The sequence below is a fragment of the Longimicrobiales bacterium genome, assembly GCA_029245345.1.
Taxonomy (GTDB): Bacteria; Gemmatimonadota; Gemmatimonadetes; order Longimicrobiales; family Gaopeijiaceae; genus CALFPJ01.
Genome location: JAQWPM010000021.1, coordinates 373,392 through 394,512, shown reverse-complemented (window position 1 = coordinate 394,512; position 21,121 = coordinate 373,392). Strand labels below are relative to the sequence as shown.

Below are 21,121 nucleotides of genomic sequence, written 5' to 3'. Positions count from 1 at the left end.
CGATGTGGCGACGTCGCTTCGGGGTTGCTTCTACGGTTGTCGATCTTGTATGTGCCGTCCAGTATCTCTGCCATGATTCGAGTGGACGCGCTCACGAAGTGCTACGGCCCCCTCACGGCGGTCGACGGACTGACTTGCCAGGTCGCCCCCGGGGAGGTGTATGCCCTCCTCGGACCAAATGGGGCGGGGAAGACCACGGCGCTGCGCTGCCTCGCCACGCTGTTGGGTCCAAACAGTGGTTCGGCCTCCGTGTTTGGCTTTGATGTGGTCCAAGATCCGATCGAGGCTCGCAGGCAGATGGCTTTCCTTGCAGCGTCCATGGGACTCTATGAGCGTCTGACCGCGCGCGAGATGGTTGAGTATTTCGGGCGTCTCCACGGGATGGGCCGGGACGCGCTCGGTCGACGCGTCGATGAACTGGTCGACTTGTTCGGGATCGGGGACTTCGAGGATCGGCTCTGTGGACGCCTCTCCACCGGTCAAAGGCAGCGTGTGTCTTTGGCACGTGCGCTCGTACACGATCCCATGGCTTTGATTCTAGATGAGCCAACGCTGGGGCTCGACGTCTTGAGCGGTGAGATGATCTACGACTTCATCACTCGAGAACGCGAGCGTGGAAAGGCGGTTCTCTTCTCGACGCATCAAATGGACGAAGTCGAGTTGCTCGCGGACCGCGTCGGCGTGTTGCGGCAGGGCCGACTCGTGGCCGAGGGCCGGCCAGCGGATCTCGTGGCACAGACCGGAGCCGCCAGTCTCTCGCTCGCCTTCCTAGAACTGGTCAGGGAGGCTCCGTCATGAGCCCGTGGTGGATTGTCTGCAAGAAGGAACTGCGCGAGACGTTCCGAGATCGCCGCACCATGACCATGATGATTGTGGTCCCGGTGTTGCTCTATCCAGTGCTACTCATCGTCAGCGAACAGGTGCTCTTGTTCGGCATGCGTAACCTCGAATCTGATGGTGCGGCGGTGGCGGTGGTCGGAAATGCCCCTCCGCAATTGTTGCGAATGCTCGATGCGGCCGAAGGACTCAGCGTTGTGGACGTCGACGGCCCGCCAGAGGAGGCCATCCACAGTGATTCTGTCACTGCTGTCGCGCTCATCGGACCCGTGCCGAGGGCCGATGGCACTCGAGATGTGACCTTGGTATTTGATGCCGCGTCCGATCGATCACGGAGGGGTCGGAGTCAACTTGCTGGCGTGGTTGCAGAGTGGGGAGACTCTCTTTTGGCCGAGCGCCTGCAGGATGCTGAGTTACCGCTGTCCTTGGCTCATCCGGTGTCTGTATCCGATTCCTCCATTGCGCGTCCTGCGGAAGTCGGAGGCTCCACGCTAGGCCGAATCCTCCCCCTGCTACTGGTCGTGTTCACGCTACTCGGAGCCTTCTATCCGGCCATCGATCTGGCCGCCGGAGAGAAGGAGCGCGGCACACTGGAAACACTGCTGACCGCGCCCGTACCTTCTTCAGCCGTGGTCATTGGGAAGTTCGTCACGGTAGCCCTCATCGGGGTGGTGGCGGCAGGGCTCAACCTCGGGAGCATGATTCTCACGTTTCAGACCGGCATTCTGCAGTTTACGGGAGTGAGCGGGTTGGAGGTGTCGATCCCATTCGGGTCGATTGTCGTGATCTTTCTGACATTGGTGCCCCTCGCGGTCTTCTTTGGTGCGCTGTTCCTCGGTATCGCAGTGCGGTCGTCCTCGTTCAAGGAAGCCCAGAACGTGCTGACCCCGGTATACATGCTCGTCCTGATCCCGGCCATGCTCCCTGTTTTTTCAGGTATGGAGTTGGGACCGTTCATGGCTCTGGTACCTGTCGCGGGCGTGTCGTTCTTCTTTCGAGACTTGATGACGGGCGACGCAACCTTCGTCACGGGTGCGCTTGTGCTGGGCTCTACTGGACTCTACGCGGCAGGCGGGCTGCTGTTCGCTGCACGGGCCTTTGGGAACGAGCGCGTGTTGTTCGGCAGCGTAGACGATGCCGACGTGGACTCGAAGAGAGGTTGGGTTGAGAAGCTCCGCGAACGATCCAATGGGAGCGGCGTCCCAAGTCCTGAACAGGGCCTTGGCTTCGTCGCGTTTGTGGCACTTCTCTATTTCTACGGCGGCTTTCAGCTGCAATACCGGTTTGGAGAACCGGGACTCCTGGCCGCCGAGTGGCTTCTGCTGCTTGTGCCAGCATTGCTCTTTGTACGGGTCGCGGGGTTCAGTGTGCGAGAGACGTTGTCACTTCATGGCCCTTCTCGGCGAGCCCTGCTGGGGGCGCTCCTTCTCATTGCCGGCGCCACCCCGATGGCCTGGGTGATCGGGTGGCTGCAGAGTTTTGTCTTGCCCATTCCGTGGGAAATTTTGGAGGGTCTTGAAGAACTCGTCACCGCGGAGACCACAGGTCGTCTCCTGTGGTTGCTCCTGGTTCTGGCTGTGACGCCGGCGATCTGCGAAGAGGTGGTATTTCGTGGGGTGCTGCTCGGGGCGACCAAGAAACTGGAGCCCTGGCGCTTTATTCTCCTCAACGGTGGCGTATTCGGGGCGTTTCATCTTTCGTTCGAGACTGCGATCCGGTTCCTACCGACTGCTTCCTTAGGTATCGTGATCGCGTGGGCCGTGTGGCGCTCCGGGTCGATCTGGATCGGGATGCTGATGCACGCGCTCAACAACGGCTCGATCGTCGTTTTGGCGTCGTCACCCAGCTTGCGTGAGGTGTTTTCGGACCCCGAGGCTCCCCCACCGCTCTGGCTGATCCCGCTAGCGGCGATCGCACTCTATTCCGGTGTTCGTGTGCTGAACACCTCTACCAACCAAAGTGAGAGATGATGGCGGATTCGAATCAGTTGCCCGGCGCGACCCACCTCGAGTGCATGGGTACTGGAGAGCAGGTCGAAAGTGAGCAGCTCATTGGACTTTCGACGGTGGGGAAGCCGCTCTTTGCGCGCTATGATTTGGACGCTATCAAGGACCGTTTTACCCCGGACGCCGTGGCGTGCCGGGACGCTGATCTCTGGCGTTACGAGGAAGTCCTCCCTGTACGAGACCGATCGGCACAGGTGAAGCTGGGTGAGGGCTGGACGCCGCTCACCGATGCGCCGCGAACCGCTGATCGCTTGGGGGTGCAGAAGCTCTGGGTGAAGAACGAAGGCCTGAACCCGACCGGTTCGTTCAAAGACCGCGGTTTGTGCCTGGCGGTATCCCGCGCCCTCGAACTCGGCGCCGAAGAGCTTGCGCTGCCCTCCGCAGGAAATGCTGGAAGCGCCGCCGCGGCATATGGCGCCGCAGCTGGATTGCCGGTGCACGTTGTCGTGCCGAACGATACCCCGACACCGATCCTGGAAGAGATGAGGGCCTTCGGAGCCGATCTCCAGATGATCGATGGCCTGATCAGTGATTGCGGGAAGATCGTGAAGCAGGGTGCCGAAGAGCACGGCTGGTTCGACCTGTCCACCCTCAAAGAGCCATATCGCGTCGAGGGAAAGAAGACGATGGGGTACGAGTTGTTTGAACAACTCGGCCGCCGTCTCCCTGATTCGATCATCTATCCCACTGGCGGTGGGACTGGCCTCATTGGGATGTGGAAGGCGTTCGACGAGATGGAACAGATGGGGTGGATCGGTTCCGAGCGTCCCAAGATGTTCACGGTCCAGGCCGCGGGCTGCGCGCCTATGGTCCGGGCTTGGGAATCAGGTGCGGAGCACGCGGAGACCTGGGAAGGTGCCGCGACGTACGCCTCCGGCCTGCGCGTTCCGGGAGCTGTGGGAGATTTCTTGATTCTGCGCGCGCTGAGGGAGAGCGGCGGTGGTGCCGTCGCTGTTCCTGATCACCTCATGGCTGAGTGGGTCACTTTCCTGGGCAAGGACACCGGTATCTTTGCGGCGCCTGAGGGTGGCGCGACTGCAGCGGCCGTCCCCATGCTGATGGAGAAGGGCCTGATCTCTGCAGATGATGAGGTCGTTCTCTTCAACACAGGCAGCGGCCTCAAGTACGTCGGGAACCAGCCCATCGACTGATTCGATACTTCTTCTGATACGTGTCCTCTAATGGTCTCACTCTTTTGGTTCGGCTTTTGGGCTGGACTTACAGTATTGGCCTTCGCGGCCGGGGTGAGCTTGAGGACGAAATTGCGTGATCGTATCAGTGGGACTCTACCCGTGATCGACGATGCCGCGGTGGAAGAAATTCTGCGGTCGGGGACTGTTACCACGAGCGAGGACGAACCGCTCGATCTCGGTGATATCGACGAAGAGGAGCAGAAATTTTGGTCAGAGTCCTGGGACGAACCCGACGAATGGTAGGTCGCGTGCTGCGAGAACCGCCCGACTCGCTACTGCCGTTCGAAGCGGTAGTAGACCCCTGGGAGGGGGATGAGCCTCTTGTTGATCGGGTAGTCGTTCTCGGGATCGGTGCGCCGCACCGAGAGTGCGCGATTGAGATTGATCGTCGCACCGAGGTGATGGTCGTCCCCGATTCTGGCGTCGACTCCGACCGGTGCCTGCAGCACGATCGCGGTCCCGAGTCGCTCACCAGCGGGTTTCGCGGCGACCACCCAGAGGCCGGCGGCCACGAAGGGTCGTACTGCGCCGCCTCCCATGTATCGCTTGGCGACCACTGCGATGCTCGCGTCGCGGAACGACCACGTCCCCACGGTGACATCGATGCTCCGGTTTCCGTCGAAGAACTCGAGGGATACGCCGACGGTGCTCACACCGCCCAAGACCACTCCGAAGCGCATGCCGTCGGTGTCCGGCGATTGCGCTTGGGCGGAGGAGGGGAGTGCGATGATCGCCGCCACAGCGATGCTGGCGGCGAGCGATGCGGCGAAGAAAAAGAAGAAGCGGAGTCGGTTCATGAGAGCCGGAATATGGGCCGGGTCACGAGGCGGGTCTACGCCCTGAGAGCCTTGGTTGCGTTGTTGGTAGGGGCCGCGGTGGCGTGTACTCCTCCCGACGAGCCTCCCACCCTCTCTCGTGCTCTTGCTGTGGCAGTGGTGGACTTGGTGAGGCCGGACACTGTGCGGACGATTCGCTTGGGTCCAGGGGTGGTCTATCGCTATCTCTGGTCCGCAGAAGGCCCGTGGGCGATCCACATCGTGGAGGCGGCGCTGTCGACGCGCTGTGACTTGGTGTTGGATGTTCTGCGCCCGGAGGTCCGGGAGGCAGGACGAGCCGGATTTGAGACAGTGACCTCGATGGTTGGACGTTCGGTTCCACCGATCTTGGCAGCCGTGAACGCGGATTTCTTTACGCCCGAAGGCCGGACTGTGGGCTCTGAGGTCGTCGAGGGTGTCGTTGTCTCCGCGCGGTCCCGCCCTGCTATTGGATGGCGGTGGAATGAGGCTCCATGGATCGGGTCAGCCAACGTGTCCAGAGATATCCTGGAGGTGGGCTGGCCGGTACCACGAGAAGGGGGAGACGGCCGCACGGAGGCTGTCGGAGGATTCCCCATTCTGCTCAGCGAGGGTGTCCCTCGCGAGGAATTGGGAATCAGTGCGGCAACGCGTCATCCGAGGACGGCGGTCGGATACTCGACGGAGACAGGTCGACTGTGGTTGGTCGTCGTGGACGGGCGACAGCCATCCCGCTCGAGCGGGATGACCCTTGTGGAACTCACCGCCCTGTTGGGTGCGCTTGGAGCCGATGAGGCCCTGAACCTGGACGGTGGTGGGTCTTCCGTCATGGTCCTTCGCGACCATGCCGTGAGTACCCCCTCAGACGAAACCGGGGAGCGATCAGTCGTGAACGCTTTGGTGCTTCGACGCGAGCCTGCCGCGTGCGTCGTCAGCGCCCGAAGGTCACTCCCATCCCGAGACTGAACGTGCGACCGGGTCCCGGTTCGAAGTAGCGGGCCCCGAAGGCGTTCACGACGACAGAACTGTTGTAGGTCACGTCGAATACGTTCGACACGGCCACAAAAGGTGTCACGAGCAGCCCACCAGCATCGAACTGATCCAGTCCCACACGCCCTTCCATGAGGAAGTGTGATGGAGAGGCGAACGCACCGCCGTTGTCCACCGGCACTTCGTCCTGCCAAAGACCTCGTGCCTCGAAGAATCCAGCGCCGATGTCGGCCTGGAGAAGCGCGTCGAGACGTCGCGGTGCAAGACCCGGCACCCGATTCCCAGAGTAGTCTTTGTCGTCCGTACGGAATTCTTCGAACGAGGCGTTCACGCGGGTGTAGGCGACGCGCAGGGCGACTGACGTGCTCAGTCGAGTATCGGCTGCGACCTCCCATCCACGATGGAGGGACTGCCCTGCATTTTGGAAGTAGGTCCGGCCGGGATCGGACGGAACTTCAAAAGGAACCAACTCTCCCTCGAGTTTGGTCTGAAACAGCGTGACCTCTAGGGTCGCGTCCGCGCTCAGCCGACCGCGAAGCCCACCTTCAACGGTGAATCCCTTCTGCGGTTCGAGCGCGGGATTGAACCCCCCGGCCCCGGAGACTTGGTTGACCAGCTCGGTCGTGGTGGGCGTTTCGAACGAGGACGCTACCGAGGCGAACACTTCAAAATCGTCCCCGGCGTCGATGACAAATCCTGCGGATGGACTGAGGGCGTCCATGACCCGTGCTCCCGACTCATCGGGGTCGTCGATGGTGACGAACTTGTCTTCGTTCTTGAAGCGCGTCCGGTCATAGCGCACCCCGGCCAGGAATGTGACGCCAGCCCGCATGTCGACGCGACCCTGTACGAAAGCGGCGCCGTTCGAGACCCGCTCGATCTGCCAGAGTGACAAATCACCCTTCGAGCCACCGTCATTGTCGAAGTTGAAACGCCGGTCGCGCTGCAGTTCGCCTTCGACGCCACCACCGATCGCTAAAGTGCCTTCAGCGAAATCCACGCCCCGGTTGAAGATCGCGCGGGCACCTCCTGCATTTCGATTGACATCCACGACACGCCCCGGAATCGGATTCACCAACTCACGGCGGATCCCCCACGTCGCGATTTCTGCATCCCACTCCCCAACGTCTCCGATCCAAGAAATACCCGTCTGACCTTGGCGGACCTCCTTTCCGGTCCCACTGATCACGTTGAATCTGTGAGCCTCACGGGCTCCTTGGTCCAAGCGCGTCTGCGACAGCGACCCCGGATTGTCGGCGTCCAGGTCGACACCGTTGGCGACGATGCGGAGTGTGCCACCACCCAAAGGCAAGGACACCGACCCATTGGCGACGGTGCGCGTGCCACCGCCGTACACACTGCCGTCATTGGCCACCGTGTTCAGGCGATAGCCGTCGTAGGTGAGCCGCGACACACCGACCCGGTATCCCATTGCTCCGGTAGTACCGCTGACGTTGCTCTGGAGGCTCAGCAGTCCATTCGAGCCACCTACGGCGCGTGCAGAGGCTTCAGCAGGCATTCCCGAGGGGTCCAACGTCCGAAAGTGCAGGACGCCGCCTGCCGCGTTTCCGTAGAGGGCGGCCGAGGGGCCGCGAAGCACTTCGACTCTTCCCAGACCAGCCAGGTCCAGATGGTCGATGGTCGATTGCCCGTCAGGGAGCGTGGCGGGAATGCCGTCCACCAGAACTCTGATGCCGCGGATACCGAATTGCGCCCTCGGCCCATGTCCACGAATCGAAATGCGCTCGCCTACAGCCATGTTGAAGCGGTTCTGAATCTGGATGCCGGGGATCGCCCGCACTGCTTCTTCGAGGAAGGCGCCGGAGGAGGCTCTCGTGAGTTCCCGACCGGCCGCGACGGAAACGGAGTACGGTAGGTCGGACGCCATCGAGGTCTTCAATACCCTCACGAGCACTGGCTCGATGACCACTACCGAGTCGGGCTCTTGCCCCGCGACTCCGGAGGGGGCGAGAAGGCTCACCATTCCGAAGGCGACAAAGATCTTCTGGGCTTGCGTCACGTCTATCTCCCTTCCTCAAATTCTACGATGACAATAGTCACGACCGCGCCGGACCGTACCACGGGTCTGCGCGAAGCGGTACGACCGTCTGCGGTCTGAACATCGAGTCGCAGGCGGGACTGATAGGGTACGTCGCACAAGACGAAGATACCGCGTCCGTCCGTTTCGGTCTTCACGACGGTGTAGCCATCCTCAGAGCGGGGTCTCCACTCTGCTCTTGATCGCCTCAGGCGGTCCTCGGGTACCGAGATTGACGGAGGCGTGAAAGTTGAGGTTTCCACCCACAGCATCTCTACTGACGCTTCGGCCATCGGGCGGCCAGCTTCGGTGACTACCCGCCCCAAGATGGGAGCGCTGGCCTGTGGCCTAGGAGCCCCGCCGCACTGCGCGGTGAGCGCGTCGGCGAGCGTGGGCACCCTAAGAGTCATGTGCACCATCTCGCCCAACTCACTCTGGACCGAGTGGGCTGGTGCGGCGATGCCGAGGGAGTCCAAGAGTGGGTGCCGGACCTGCAGGCTATAGAGTCCTTCAGGGAGGTCAGGTAGAAGGAAGGCGCCGTCTGCCTCGGTCGGTACCTCGTCCCCGGCACCGTCTATGAGCACAGTTACTGCAGTCGGTGGCGGAGCGAAGTGGATCGAGTCCAAGACCGTCCCGAAAATCGTTGCCGTGGCGGCCTCGAGGACGATCTCACCAGATCGGTCGGTGACACGCCAGGCCACGCCGCCTTCGTCTCGGTAGCCGGTCCGCCGAAGTCCCCTTCGCCGGGTGACTTCTAGGAGTGGCATTCGGATCCACCAATCCCGGACGATCCAGGTGCCGTTCGGAAGCCGCGTGAAGAGCACTTCTCCGCCCGGTTCTCCGACGTCTCCCGTCGTAGTGAGGTTTACGTAAGAAAAGCGGAGCCTCTCGAGTTGGCCGGTATCTTCCTTGAGCCACAGCACACCTTCGACGTCTGGGAGTTCTCTGCTCTCGATTGGAGCGAACGTGAGTCCAAGGAGCCCTCCGCTGCCGCGGCGGAGGCCGAGGCAGTGTGTGTCGAGGAATTCATCCGAGAGAAAGACGTTGGCGTCCGGGGCATGGTAGATCGTGCCGGAATCAGGTACTTCCTGGACGAATCCCTTTTCGATGAGTTCTGCAACCGGGACCGACTCGAAGGGGGCCTTGCTGGACCCTTTCAGAAATTGTCGAGATTCGTCCAGGATTCGCTCGGCGTCCCGGTCCATCTCTCGTGTGTAATGGAGCAGGGTGTAGCGATATACACCCGTGGCCTGTGTCCACGCTGCGGCAGCGAGCGCCTTGCGCGCTTCCTCCCAGACTCTGGCCGTCACCTGGCCCTCCTCGGGCCTGACCTCGCATCGGCGTGCGCCTGATACATCCAATCCGCGGAGCTGAATCGCACGGATGGGGACCGACACCTTCTGGAATGTGCCGTTCACTGGAACGTCGAACGGCTCGGTCGTGAGGCTCGCGTACCCGATCCTATCCACCCGCAGATAGTATTGGCCCGGGTGATCCGTATCGATGACGAATTCGCCAGCATGGTCGGTCAGGAACCGATCAACCGGCTCGCCGTCCGCTTCGAATAGGATGACCATGGCGCCCACAAGCGGGGCCTCGGTCTCGTCTTCTGTGACGAGGCCGCGTACCACCTGGGCTTCGGCAGACGCGAAGCCGACGCCTAAGAAGACGAGTATCCAAAGGAAAATGCGCACGGTGCATCATAAAGCGGGGCGCCGAGCCTTACTACTCCTGTCGGGGTGCCGACGGTGGTCCTGGGTCGCTAACTTGGCGCTATGGACGGAGTAACTGAGAGCCAGGTGGGACCCCCGAGCCCCTTCGAACGCCGCCGTGAGAAGCTGTTTGCACAGCTTGGTGGAGGCGTGATGGTACTCCCGGCTGCGCCGACTCGGTTCCGGTCCAGGGACACGGAGTACCGATACCGTCCGGACAGTGAGCTTTTCTACCTCACCGGTGTGACCGAGCCCGAGGCCGTGGCCGTGCTTGTGGGTGGTGAAGAGCCGCGTTTCACACTCTTCGTCCGGCCGAGGGATCCCGATGCGGAGTTTTGGGCCGGTCCGAGGATGGGCGTGGACCGCGCCTTAAGTGCCTTCTCACCAGATGACTGCCACTCGGTGAAGGAATTGGCCCAGCGGCTCGCGAGCCTTCTCGACGGTGGTGACCGGATTTTCTACAGAACCAGACATGGGGACGGCGTGGGGACGTTTGTGTCGGCAGCGCTGGAACGCGCGCGAGCGCGCGGGCCGCGGACCGGTGGCGGCCCGAGGGCGTTGGTCGATCCGGGTGAAGTTCTGGACGATATGCGTCTCATCAAGGACGAGCAGGAAATCGAGGCGTTGCGAAAGGCCGTCGCGATTAGCATCGCCGGACAAAGAGCTGGCGCACGTTCGTTGGGGGGAGGTGTCCCCGAGCGGACCGTTGAAGCGGCCGTCGAGGGTGCCTTCCGTCGTGAAGGGGCGGCGGCACCTGGCTTTGCCACGATCGTCGGTTCTGGGACGAACGCCTGCGTGCTCCACTACGTCGACAACGAGGACACCGTGCAGGAGGGTGCGCTGGTCCTTTTGGACGCCGGCGCGGAGGTCGGGCTGTACAACGGAGACATCACTCGGACCTATCCGGCGTCAGGACATTTTTCCGAAGAGCAGCGGGCCGTATATGACGTCGTCGAGGGTGCTCGGACTGCCGCCATCAGCGTCGCGCAGCCCGGTGCGACCATCGCGGACGTCCATGCCGCGGCCACGGTGGTGATTGTGGACGGCCTGGTGACTCTGGGCGTCCTGTCTGGCGACCGGGATGACCTGATCGAACAAGGTGTCCACAAGGCCTTCTTTCCCCATCAGACGTCGCACTGGTTGGGTCTCGATTTGCATGATCCGGGCGACTATACGAGAGGGGGTGCTTCAAGGGTGTTGGAGCCCGGCATGGTCTTCACGGTAGAGCCGGGCCTCTATTTCCGCCCGGAACTGTCGAAAGGCGGGGCCGCCCGCTACTCCGGGATTGGTGTCCGTATAGAGGACGACGTGTTGATCACCGCGGACGGGAACGAGGTCCTGACTGCCGGGCTGCCGACCGCCGCTGAGGACATGGAAGCCATGCTGGCTGGTGAAGAATGAGCGCCGCTGCGGTGGGCCGTAGCGCCCTCCTGTTGGATCGGCTGGCTCAGCCTGGACCGCTGGTCACGGTTGAACTCAGACCGCCCCGTTCGGATCTGGGGGCCCAGGACGGAATGGGCGCCTGGATCGACCTCCATCACTCGCTCGGATCGTTGACCCGCGATGAACTCTTCGTCTTCCTCACGGACAATGCCGTGGGATCCGCCGAAGAGGAGAATCTCGCTCACGTGGGAGCAAACGTGGACGAGGATGTGGACCTGCGGCGCATCGTCCCGATCCTGACCGCGAAGCATTCGCTCGAATACTGCGAGATGTTCGCATCTCGAGCGGCGTCGGAAGGCTTCGATGCCCTGACGGTCTTAGGGGGAGATCCTTCGGTTGGGCCCCCGAGGTGTGTACCGCATGGTCGAGACCTGAGGGAGAGGCTGCAGCAGCGTCTCCCGGGACTCGTACTCGGTGGGTGGGCGAATCCACATCGTAGTGCCTCGGAGCAAGTGGGATTCCTCAGTGCCCCAGACGCCCACGTGGACTTCGCGCTGACTCAGGTCGTGTCCCACCACTCGACGGATCGGATCGCGCGTTTTGTCGAAGAGGCCAACCGTGAAGTCCCTGATGTGGCCATGGTGTACGGCGTCTTTTTCTATCGGAGTGCAAACCCGGGCACCTTGGCGGCCTTAGGTGACTTCTTTCCCGTGCCCGCTGAGGGGCTGAGGAGTGATTTCGCGTCGGGGCTTACTGCCGAGGAGATCTGTGCACGCTCGATTCGTGAGCTTCGCGCGGTGGGGGCAGAGAAGGTCTACGTCAGCAATCTCGGAAATCGCGGAGCAGGGCGTCGGCTCCGGCGGATCCTAGGACACGTTTAGTTCCTAGGCCGTAGAGCTTACGCCGGCCTGCCTAAGCACGCGGAGGGCGATATCCACGCGTCGGCTCGGTGCGTTGAGGTGGAATCCTCGCACCAGCGGCTTCACTGCCTCGATCATCTCGACCGCGATGGATACACCCTCCTCCAACGCCGCCTCGTCTCCCTTCTCTTGAGCGGCGCGCATGCGCTCCACCACCGACTCGGGAACGACCACGCCAGGCACCTCGTAGGCCAAGAACTCGGCGTTCCGCAGGTTCAAGAAAGGCCAGATGCCCGCAACGAGTGGGATCGCGTGGTCTGCCGCGCGTTCCATGAAGCGTTCCAACGCATCGGGATCAAAGACCGGCTGGGTAACGGCAAAGTCCGCACCCGCCTCCACCTTGTACCCAAATCGCTCGATTTCGCGGTCGAGATCTACAGCTCCGGGATTCGCGGCCACACCCTGCACGAACTCCGTGGGCGCCCCAATCGAGTTGCCGCCGGGGTCGATCCCCCGGTTGAGTCCGTTCACCACGTTGGTCAGTCCGATCGAGTCGATATCGAAGACTGCGGTCGAGTCGGGGTAGGGGCCCTGAAGCGGCGGGTCTCCACTCACCACGAGTACGTTACGCACTCCGGCAGCGGCGGCTCCGAGCAAATCTGAGATCATTCCCAGCATGTTTCGATCACGGCACGTGTAGTGGACCAGCGCCTCGATGCCCACCTCGCGCTCCACGATCTGTGCGGCCGAGATAGCGCCCATGCGGCTGAGCGATCTGGGATTGTCCACCAGTGCGAGGGTGTCCACCCCCGCCACCTTGAGCGCTCGGGCTGGCTCGACTACCGCGCTCTTTCCCCATCCGCGCGGAGGCAGGATCTCGACGGAGACCACCGTCTCACCACGAGCGAGCTTTCGACCCCAAGCAGATCGGGCTTCGAGCGGCACCGGTTCGCGGGCCACCTCGCCACGGTGGACATTTACTGACGGGGTGATCGTCGCGTGTCGGGGCTGGGCTGCTGTGACCGCATTTCGTACCTGCTTCACATGTTCCGGAGTGGTGCCGCAGCACCCGCCAACGAAACGCGCGCCCGCGTCGATCATTCGGCGGGCGTATTGGGCCATGTACTCTGGACTGGCCAGGTAGATTTTTCGGTCGCGCACGGTGCGGGGCAGCCCTGCGTTCGGCTGAGCGATCAGGGGCAGGTTCGTAGCCTCAGCCATCTCCTCGATCGCGTCCAGCATCACTGCGGGCCCTACCGAGCAATTGAGTCCGATCACGTCCGCGCCGTGCTGGGCGAGTTCCTGAGCGATTTGTACAGGGTCGTTCCCATATGCGGTTTTCCCGCCTCTCCCGACCGTCATTTGTGCCACGATCGGCAGATCCGACAGCTCTCGCACGGCAGCGACCGCGCACCCGATCTCCGTGAGGTCGGAGAACGTCTCGAGGACGAAGCCATCCACTCCACCCGAGACAAGACCAGCGACCTGCCGCTTGAAGAAATCGACGGCTTCTTCGCGAGCAGTAGGTCCCCATGGCTCGATTCGGATTCCCAAGGGTCCGATCGCTCCGGCGACCTTCGCGAAGCTACCCGCGGCCTGTTTCGCTAGGTGCCCCGCCGCTTCGTTGATTTCTTCAGTGCGCTCTGCCAGTCCGTAGGAAGAGAGCTTCACCGGATTGGCCCCGAACGTATTCGTCTCGAGTACCTCGGCGCCGGCGGCCACGTACTCCTCGTGAATCTCCCTCACGATGTCCGGGCGCCCGACGTTGAGCTCGTCGTAGCAGATGTTCACGAACACGCCGCGATTGTAGAGCAACGTTCCCATGGCTCCGTCAAAAACGTGGACGCGCCCGTCTAGGATGAGCTCCTTCATGAGTCACGCTCCGGATCGTACCCGAGGTTGGGGGAGAGCCATTTCTCAACTTTTTCGATGGTCCAGCCCTTCCGGGTCGCGTAATCCTCAACCTGATCACGCCCCATGCGTCCGATCCCGAAGTAATGGGCTTCCGGATGGGCGAGATACCAGCCCGAAACCGACGCAGCCGGTGCCATGGCAAAACTCTCGGTGAGTGTCACGCCGAGGGCTTCCTCTGCATCCAATAGCTCGAACAGCGTTCGCTTTTCAGTGTGGTCTGGGCACGCCGGGTAGCCGGGGGCGGGTCGTATCCCCTGGTAGGCTTCCGCGATCAGATTGTCGTTCGAGTGGGACTCGCTTGGTGCATAGGCCCAAATTTCGCATCGCACCCTCTCGTGCATCACTTCCGCGGCGGCCTCCGCGAGTCGGTCGGCCACCGATTTTACGAGGATGGCGGTGTAGTCGTCGTGTTCGCTCTCCGCTTCGGCCACGAGTTCATGGACGCCGAGTCCGGCAGTGACGACGAAGCCACCGATCCAGTCCGGTGTGCCGACCGGAGCCACGAAATCAGCTAGACAAGACGCGGCACGGTCCTGCTTGGCGAACTGCTGCCGGACGTGATGGCACGTCGTGCGCGTTTCGTCTCGCGTCTCGTCGGTGAAGATGTCGATGTCGTCCCCAGTGCTATTCGCTGGGAAGAGACCGACGACGGCCTTCGGGGTGATTCGATCGTCTGAAGCCATCCGATCCAGCATCTCCTCGGCATCTGACAAGAGGCTTTTAGCCTGCGCGCCGACGACCGCGTCGTTCAGGATCGCCGGGTGCTTGCCCGCGAGTTCCCACGCCTGGAAGAAGGGCGTCCAGTCGATGTAGGGTCGGAGTTCCTCTACGCTGAGGTCCAGCTGATGAACGCCAAGCTGTTTCGGGCGCTGCGGGGGAGACGAAGCCCAATCGAAGGAGCGTGCGCGTCTTCGTGCGGCGGCGATCGGTGTAAGGGGTGTTCTTGCGGACCGTTCGGCTCGGCGTTTGCGCACAGCTTCGTATTCCACGGCGAGATTAGCGATGAACGGCGCTCGGCGTTTGTCATCAAGGAGCGTCGACACGACCCCAACGGCCCTGGAAGCGTCGAGCACGTGTACCGTGGGTCCAGCATAACACTCTTCGATTTTCACCGCGGTGTGGACCTTCGACGTTGTGGCGCCACCGATCAGCAACGGCACTTCAAAGCCGGTCCGTTGCATCTCTTTCGCCACGCTTACCATCTGGTCGAGTGAGGGGGTGATGAGCCCCGATAGACCGATGATATCCACTCTCTCTTCCCGGGCGCGGTCGAGGATCTTCTCTCCCGGCACCATCACGCCCAAATCGATGACTACATAACCGTTACACTGCAGGACGACCCCGACGATGTTCTTGCCGATGTCATGGACGTCACCTTTCACAGTGGCCATGAGAATCCGGCCTTTGTCCTCAGTGCTCGTCTTCTCTGCTTCGAGGTACGGGACCAGGTGGGCGACGGCCTTCTTCATGACGCGTGCGCTCTTCACGACCTGTGGCAAGAACATGCGTCCACTGCCGAATCGGTCGCCGACTTCGTTCATGCCGTCCATGAGCGGTCCCTCGATGACATCGAGCGCTCGAGGGAGAGACACACGCGCCTCTTCTGCGTCGATCTCGACGTATTCGTCGATACCCTGTACGAGGGCGTGCTGAAGCCGAGCCGTTATGTCGAGATCCCTCCACGACAAGTCCTCATGTACGCGACGCTCCGTGGTGCCAGTGCGTTCTCCCGCGATCTGCGTGAGAGCATCCGTGGCTTCGGGGTTCCGAGCGAAGAGAACGTCTTCAACAGGAACGATTAGATCCTTGGGGATGTCGTCGTATACAGGCAGTGCGCCGGCATTCACGATGCCCATGTCGAGCCCGGCCGCGATCGCGTGATAAAGGAACGCTGTATGCATGGCTTCCCGCACTTCGGGTGAGCCACGAAACGAGAACGAAACGTTGCTGATGCCGCCCGAGGTGAGCGAGTGCGGGCAAGCCGCTTTGACGCCTCGCACGGCCTCGATGAAGGCGATCGCGTATCGCTCATGCTCTTCGATTCCCGTTGCGACAGCGAAGACGTTCGGATCGAAGATGATGTCCTCCGGTGCGAAGCCTTCCTCGAGCAGGACCGAATAGGCCCGTGAGCAGATATCGATCTTACGCTGCACCGTGTCCGCCTGACCGTCTTCGTCGAATGCCATCACCACCGCCGCGGCACCGTACCGTCGAACCAGTCGAGCCCTCTCTCGAAACTCCTGCTCGCCGTCCTTCAGCGAGATAGAATTGACGATGCCTTTGCCCTGAAGCGTCTTGAGGCCGGCCTCGATCACATCCCAGTTGGACGAGTCGACCATCACCGGGATGCGAGCTATTTCCGGTTCCGATGCGAGCAAGTTGAGGAATCGCGGCATCGCAGCGACAGAGTCGAGCAAGCCCTCGTCCATGTTCACGTCGATGACCTGGGCGCCACCTCGAACCTGCTGCCGGGCCACCTCCACGGCAGTGTCGTAGTCGTCATCCTGGATGAGGCGAGCGAAGCGGCGGGACCCGGTCACGTTCGTGCGCTCGCCGACGTTCACGAACAGAGAGTCTGGCCCGATTGTCAGCGGCTCCAGACCGGCGAGGCGTGTACGGACCGGTACATCAGGCAAGGCGCGTGGCGTGACGTCCGCCACGGCCTTCGCGATTGCTCGGATATGATCGGGTGTCGTACCGCAGCAGCCACCGACGATGTTCAGGAAGCCCGCTTCGGCGAACTGCCGGGTCATGTCCGCCATATGCTCCGGCGTGTCGTCGTACTCCCCGAATTCGTTGGGGAGGCCAGCATTCGGGTAACAACTCACTGGAACCGTGGCGACCTCGGACAGCTCCTTGAGGTACGGGCGTAACTGATCGATTCCGAGGGCGCAGTTGAGACCCACGCTGAGAAGGCCAGTCGGACGCCCTGCGCCCGGATGTACTCCGTGGGAGACCGAATTGTAGAATGCTTCAGGCGTCTGCCCCGACAAGGTGCGACCGCTCTGGTCTGTGATTGTCCCAGACATCATGACCGGGATGTCGAGGCCTGTTTCCTCTAGAGCCTTCGAGACCGCGAAGAGGGCGGCCTTGGCGTTCAGTGTGTCGAATGCGGTCTCGACCAGAAGGAGGTCGGCGCCCCCGTCGATGAGCCCGAGCGCTTGTTCTACATAAGCGGTGACGAGTTCGTCGAAGGTGACGTTCCGAGCACCTGGGTCGCCCACATCGGGCGAAATGGACGCCGTCCGGTTCGTCGGCCCGAGTGCGCCCGCGACCCAGCGGGGTCGCCCAGGTTCCGCAGCCTCTGCCGTATCAGCAGCCTCTCTCGCCAGCCGAGCCGCATCCCGATTCAGCTCGAACGCGATCTCTGGGAGCCCATAGTCCTCAAGAGAGATCCGGTTGGCGCTGAACGTGTTGGTTTCGACGAGATCAGCTCCGGCCGCGAGGTATTCCGCGTGGATATCGCGAATTACATCCGGGCGAGAGAGACAGAGGAGGTCGTTCGCTCCCATGAGCAGTCTTTCGCTGTCAGCGAAGCGCTCACCACGGAAATCCTCTTCCTCGAACTTGTGCCGCTGGATCATGGTGCCCATGGCACCGTCGATCACAAGAATGCGTTTGGTCAGGTGTTCCCTGATCAGGACGCCCCGGTCGGCCCGAGTGAGTCCGCTCTTCGTTGCTGCCACCGTATCCCCTAAAAAAAAGGCCCCTCGCGATTTGATGCGCGATAGGGCGTGGGTCTTTTAGCTCGTTAGCCGGTTGCCCGGCGGGCCGCAATACACCTCAAATCGCCCGATTCTGTTGTACCCAAGTGTACATGCGTGCGGGGTGTGTGCCAACTTGCTCCGTACGATCTCCCCGATCACCCGGTGCCGGGGTGGCCAGGAACCACAGAATCCCGAATCCGGAAATGTCATGACGCGTTGGCTGACTCGTCCGCGCTTGTCTCGCGGTTTCTACAAAGCACATGGGCTTAGCAACGACTATTTGGTCTTCGAGGAAGGCGACGACTGGACGGCCACGCCGGCAGCCATCAGGGCGGTGTGCGACCGGTTCAGCGGAGTGGGCTCCGACGGCATTGTGGTGCTTCTGTCGGGCGCCGGGCGCCCCTCGCTCCGGATGTTTAATCCGGATGGTGGAGAGTTCGAGCGCAGCGGCAACGGCCTGCGTATTCTGGCCTCCTACCTCCTGCGGATGGGACGGGTCGGCTCCGAGCCGTTCGATGTAGAGGTCGCCGGGGATACGGTGTCCATGACGGTACACGGTGAGCAGGATGGTACGTACGACGTTTCGGTCGCGATGGGATTGGCCCGGGTGGGCCCCGCGGCTGTCGGCCTCGATGCGTCGGCTATCGACTCAGATGGGTCGATGCTGGGGCCGAATGGGACCTCTTTTCGCGTCGTTCCCGTTTCTGTCGGGAATCCGCACCTGGTTGTCTTCTCTCCAGAATTGTCAGAAGAGATGCTCGCCGAGTTGGGCCCCTTCTTTGCGGCACATCCTGCTCTGACTCACGGCGCAAACATGCAGCTCGCGCATCCGGACGGGCTGGCTCGGGTCAAAGCTTTGATCTGGGAACGGGGAGTCGGGCGGACCAGTGCTTCGGGTACCAGTTCATGCGCGGTGGCGGTCGCGAGTGTCGTCGAGGGAAGAGTACAGCCGGGTACGATTGACGTGGAAATGCCTGGGGGCATCCTGCAGGTCACGGTCTCGGAAGGCCTCGATGTCGTGCTGCGCGGTCCCGTCGAAGCGGTGATGGACGGAGTCTTGGTGCGCGAAGAGAGCGAATAAGCTGCGCTAAAGAGCGGCGCGAGAACTCTTAGGTCCGCACCCGGAGGAGCAGTACCGTGGCGCCACCGAGGAAGAGCACGTTGGGTAGCCACGCGGCGGTCGTCGCCGAGACTGCCCCGGCTTCGCCGAGTGCTCCGGAGATCTTGAACATCATGAGGTACAGGATGACGGTCCCGAGTGAGACCCCAATGCCGTAGGCTGCACCGCCACGGTTGCTGCTCGTCGCCAGAGGGCCACCGAACAAAATCACGACAAGAGTCGCCACAGCCAAAGAGATCTTCTGCTCCTTTTTCACCAGAAGTTCCTTGGCGTTGCCCCCGGTGCGTTGGATGATGTCTGCAAAGTGGTCGATTTCTGCGTACGTCATTTCGTCCGGTTCGCGCGGTGCCTCCAGGAGTTCTTCTGGCCTTTCCACGATACCGGCCATGCGGAGCTTCTCGAACTCAACCGACGCCTCAGTCGAGTCGGGGGCTAGGGTCCGGAGGTAACCTCGTTCGAGTGTCCAGCCATCGATGGAGTCCCACCGAGCTGCTTCGGCCAGGACATGAAGACCTGCCCGGCCCTCCGAGGGAGGCCGTTCGATCACCACGGTATTCATGCGACCATCGTTCGCGGTGAGTCGCCCGACCTGCCAGGTGAGTCCGCTCTCGGACTTATAAACGAAGTCAGACCGGAACGTACGACCCGGGGACTCACGGCGGAGGATCTGAGCTGCTATGCGGTTTCCGCGAGGCTCGATCTCCGTAATGAACAAGGCGACACCCGTCAGGAGAACACCGATGATCACGAGTGGGGCGACGACACGGTGGAACGAGATTCCGCCCGCTTTGGCAGCCACGAGCTCTCGGTGCATGGTCATCCCGTGGATGGTAAAGACCGTGGCGAGCAGCGTCGCGATCGGAAATGACCAGCGGATGAAGAGCGGCATCTGATACATGTAGGCCAGGCTCACTTCCATGCCGGTGAGCCCACGATCGATGTAGTCGTCGAGATTCTCTGTGATATCGCCAATCACGAACAGAACGGGAGATGCCGATAGGCACAGGAAGAACGTCTTGAAGAACGTTCCGACCACCAGGCGGTCGAGGATTCGGATCATCCTGGCACGTCCGCGGTGGAGACATCACGTCGGCCGGGGAGCCTCGCACGCATTCGTTCGGTCATCGCCTCGAATGCTCCACTACGTAGTGAACCGCCAGCCCGACTCATTCGCGCGACTAAATAGAGGCCTACGATCAGGAAGACGAAGTTCGTGAGCCACATCGTTACCGCGGGACCTGCCACACCCCGGTCGGCGAGCGTCTCTCCGCCGATTAGACCCGCCCAATAGATCGCCGTGATTCCACTCGATGCGGCCACTACCATGCCGATCCCGCCCGTCGGGAAGCGGATCGCCAGCGGAGGCGCCAAGAGGGTGAAGATCAAACATGCCACCGCGATGGCTGCCTTTTTATGAATTTCGACCCTGTACCGGCCTGCCGTTTGACGGAGGGCTTCACCGCGTGAGGCTCGGGTGCGGGCCGTGATTACGACGTCTTGAGTCACAGGATCTTGGGCAAGTAGGGAAGCCCCATTCCCTATGACAGCGATCTGGCCTCGCGCTTGTTGGGTTCGAACCGTGTTGATAACTGCCGAGTCCTCGGCGGACTCGAGCCCGAGGGCCAGCCGAAGCGCCTGCATCGACTTGTCGCGCATCTCTGCATGAACCGAATCGAGTTCGGCTTCGCGTTCAGCGGCGTTCTCCAACAACATCGCGAAGCCCATCTCCCGATCTCCACGGTCAGTGCCACCTAGGCGTCGGGCGAGTTCGTTGCCGACGCCTCGCAACGGCACGATCTGCTTTTCAAAGTAGAGCTGCTGAAAGCCTCCAATCCGATCGCTCTGTACCTCGTGCACGACGCCATCGTAGAGCGTGAGATAGAGGTCCGTCTTGGCTTCGTTGAAGGCCATCTCCCCGCGGGCCGCATAGGTCGTCCGGCGGCGAATAGGGTTGTTGGCGTCGAAAATCGTGACTTCTTCGAGCGTGTTGGTGACCGCATCGATACGGTCAGCGGTGAGGAAGTACGTGTTGAGACCGGCGTCGGCCCTGATTTCATTCACGACTTGCTCGCGCCATTCTAAGGTCGGGCTCTTGCGACCGATGTCTACCATGAGGTTTTTTAACCGATGGTTCGACTCAGGGAGGACTTGGTCATTGAAGAAGAGCATGACACCGGTCATGACCAGTCCCATGCACAACATCGGCACCATGACACGAGACGGGCGGACTCCGCTCGCAGATATGGCGGTGATCTCATTCGCCGAAGTGAGTTCGCTGAATCCGTACAACACCGCGGCCAACACGGAGATAGGGAGGGACAAAGCGATCGTATGAGGTAAGGAGAGGACCAGGAACTCGACCACCACCGTCCACGGGAGCCCTTTGCCAACGAGCCCTTCCACACGCTGGGCAACCGCGTTCAAGAAGATCAACGCGGTCAGCGCAGACAGCGCGAACAGGAAGGGGCCGATGTGGACCCTTACCAGGTACCTCGTGATTACACTCATGCGCATCTTTGCGTCACAGACTTTCCTTTTTCGGGTCTTCAGGGAACCGGAAGCTAGCC

Annotated in this window: 14 protein-coding genes and 1 pseudogene; 8 read left to right on the top strand and 7 right to left on the bottom strand. The window is 61.8% G+C overall.

Features of this window, described 5'->3' with window-relative positions; genetic code table 11:
• Nucleotides 1-72: 72 nt before the first annotated feature.
• The 4 genes and pseudogenes from P8L30_12765 to P8L30_12750 all read left to right on the top strand — a co-directional run bounded on the left by P8L30_12765 (nucleotide 73) and on the right by P8L30_12750 (nucleotide 4,279).
• A pseudogene (locus P8L30_12765) lies at nucleotides 73-573 on the top strand (ATP-binding cassette domain-containing protein).
• A gap of 221 nt (nucleotides 574-794) precedes the next feature.
• Complete coding sequence (locus tag P8L30_12760; GenBank protein MDG2241066.1) at nucleotides 795-2,807, top strand: ABC transporter permease subunit; 2,013 nt, start codon at nucleotides 795-797, stop codon at nucleotides 2,805-2,807.
• Nucleotides 2,807-3,994: a threonine synthase gene (locus tag P8L30_12755; protein MDG2241065.1), complete on the top strand. Its 1,188-nt coding sequence runs from the start codon at nucleotides 2,807-2,809 to the stop codon at nucleotides 3,992-3,994. The genes P8L30_12760 and P8L30_12755 overlap by 1 nt, the downstream gene beginning before the upstream one ends.
• Nucleotides 3,995-4,024: 30 nt before the next feature.
• On the top strand, nucleotides 4,025-4,279 hold the full coding sequence (locus P8L30_12750) for a hypothetical protein (protein ID MDG2241064.1): 255 nt from the start codon (nucleotides 4,025-4,027) through the stop codon (nucleotides 4,277-4,279).
• A 29-nt stretch (nucleotides 4,280-4,308) separates the two neighbouring features.
• Here P8L30_12750 and P8L30_12745 read toward each other — a convergent pair whose 3' ends face one another.
• Nucleotides 4,309-4,833, bottom strand: a complete 525-nt coding sequence (locus P8L30_12745) for a hypothetical protein (GenBank protein ID MDG2241063.1) — start codon at nucleotides 4,831-4,833, stop codon at nucleotides 4,309-4,311.
• Nucleotides 4,834-4,845: 12 nt separating this feature from the next.
• Between P8L30_12745 and P8L30_12740 the strand changes: the two genes are divergently transcribed.
• Nucleotides 4,846-5,796 carry a phosphodiester glycosidase family protein gene (locus P8L30_12740; protein MDG2241062.1) on the top strand — a complete coding sequence of 317 codons (951 nt, stop codon included), beginning with the start codon at nucleotides 4,846-4,848 and terminating at the stop codon, nucleotides 5,794-5,796.
• Here P8L30_12740 and P8L30_12735 read toward each other — a convergent pair.
• Both P8L30_12735 and P8L30_12730 read right to left on the bottom strand, forming a co-directional pair.
• A complete protein-coding gene (locus P8L30_12735) occupies nucleotides 5,762-7,840 on the bottom strand; it encodes a TonB-dependent receptor (GenBank protein ID MDG2241061.1) in 2,079 nt (692 codons plus the stop codon). The genes P8L30_12740 and P8L30_12735 overlap by 35 nt on opposite strands.
• Before the next feature lie 2 nt (nucleotides 7,841-7,842).
• Nucleotides 7,843-9,552 carry a carboxypeptidase-like regulatory domain-containing protein gene (locus tag P8L30_12730; protein ID MDG2241060.1) on the bottom strand — a complete coding sequence of 570 codons (1,710 nt, stop codon included), beginning with the start codon at nucleotides 9,550-9,552 and terminating at the stop codon, nucleotides 7,843-7,845.
• An 81-nt stretch (nucleotides 9,553-9,633) separates the two neighbouring features.
• Between P8L30_12730 and P8L30_12725 the strand changes: the two genes are divergently transcribed.
• Together P8L30_12725 and P8L30_12720 are read left to right on the top strand one after the other, a co-directional pair.
• Nucleotides 9,634-10,971 (top strand): aminopeptidase P N-terminal domain-containing protein, encoded by a 1,338-nt coding sequence (locus tag P8L30_12725; protein ID MDG2241059.1) that lies wholly within the window; start codon nucleotides 9,634-9,636, stop codon nucleotides 10,969-10,971.
• Entirely contained in the window at nucleotides 10,968-11,834 is an 867-nt protein-coding gene (locus tag P8L30_12720) for a hypothetical protein (protein MDG2241058.1), read from the top strand. Before P8L30_12725 ends, P8L30_12720 begins: the two co-directional genes overlap by 4 nt.
• 3 nt (nucleotides 11,835-11,837) lie before the next feature.
• Here the strand turns inward: P8L30_12720 and P8L30_12715 are convergent, their stop codons facing one another.
• Both P8L30_12715 and metH read right to left on the bottom strand, forming a co-directional pair.
• A complete protein-coding gene (locus tag P8L30_12715) occupies nucleotides 11,838-13,685 on the bottom strand; it encodes a bifunctional homocysteine S-methyltransferase/methylenetetrahydrofolate reductase (GenBank protein MDG2241057.1) in 1,848 nt (615 codons plus the stop codon).
• On the bottom strand, nucleotides 13,682-17,413 hold the full coding sequence (gene metH / locus P8L30_12710) for a methionine synthase (protein ID MDG2241056.1): 3,732 nt from the start codon (nucleotides 17,411-17,413) through the stop codon (nucleotides 13,682-13,684). The genes P8L30_12715 and metH overlap by 4 nt, the downstream gene beginning before the upstream one ends.
• 229 nt (nucleotides 17,414-17,642) lie before the next feature.
• Here metH and dapF point away from each other — a divergent pair, with 229 nt between their 5' ends.
• Nucleotides 17,643-18,515, top strand: a complete 873-nt coding sequence (dapF, locus tag P8L30_12705) for a diaminopimelate epimerase (GenBank protein ID MDG2241055.1) — start codon at nucleotides 17,643-17,645, stop codon at nucleotides 18,513-18,515.
• Nucleotides 18,516-18,543: 28 nt separating this feature from the next.
• On the opposite strand, the gene P8L30_12700 is transcribed toward dapF, so the two are convergent.
• Together P8L30_12700 and P8L30_12695 are read right to left on the bottom strand one after the other, a co-directional pair.
• Nucleotides 18,544-19,614 (bottom strand): LptF/LptG family permease, encoded by a 1,071-nt coding sequence (locus tag P8L30_12700; GenBank protein MDG2241054.1) that lies wholly within the window; start codon nucleotides 19,612-19,614, stop codon nucleotides 18,544-18,546.
• Nucleotides 19,611-21,062, bottom strand: coding sequence for an LptF/LptG family permease (locus P8L30_12695; protein MDG2241053.1), 1,452 nt, complete (start codon nucleotides 21,060-21,062; stop codon nucleotides 19,611-19,613). The genes P8L30_12700 and P8L30_12695 overlap by 4 nt, the downstream gene beginning before the upstream one ends.
• Between the last annotated feature and the right edge of the window lie 59 nt (nucleotides 21,063-21,121).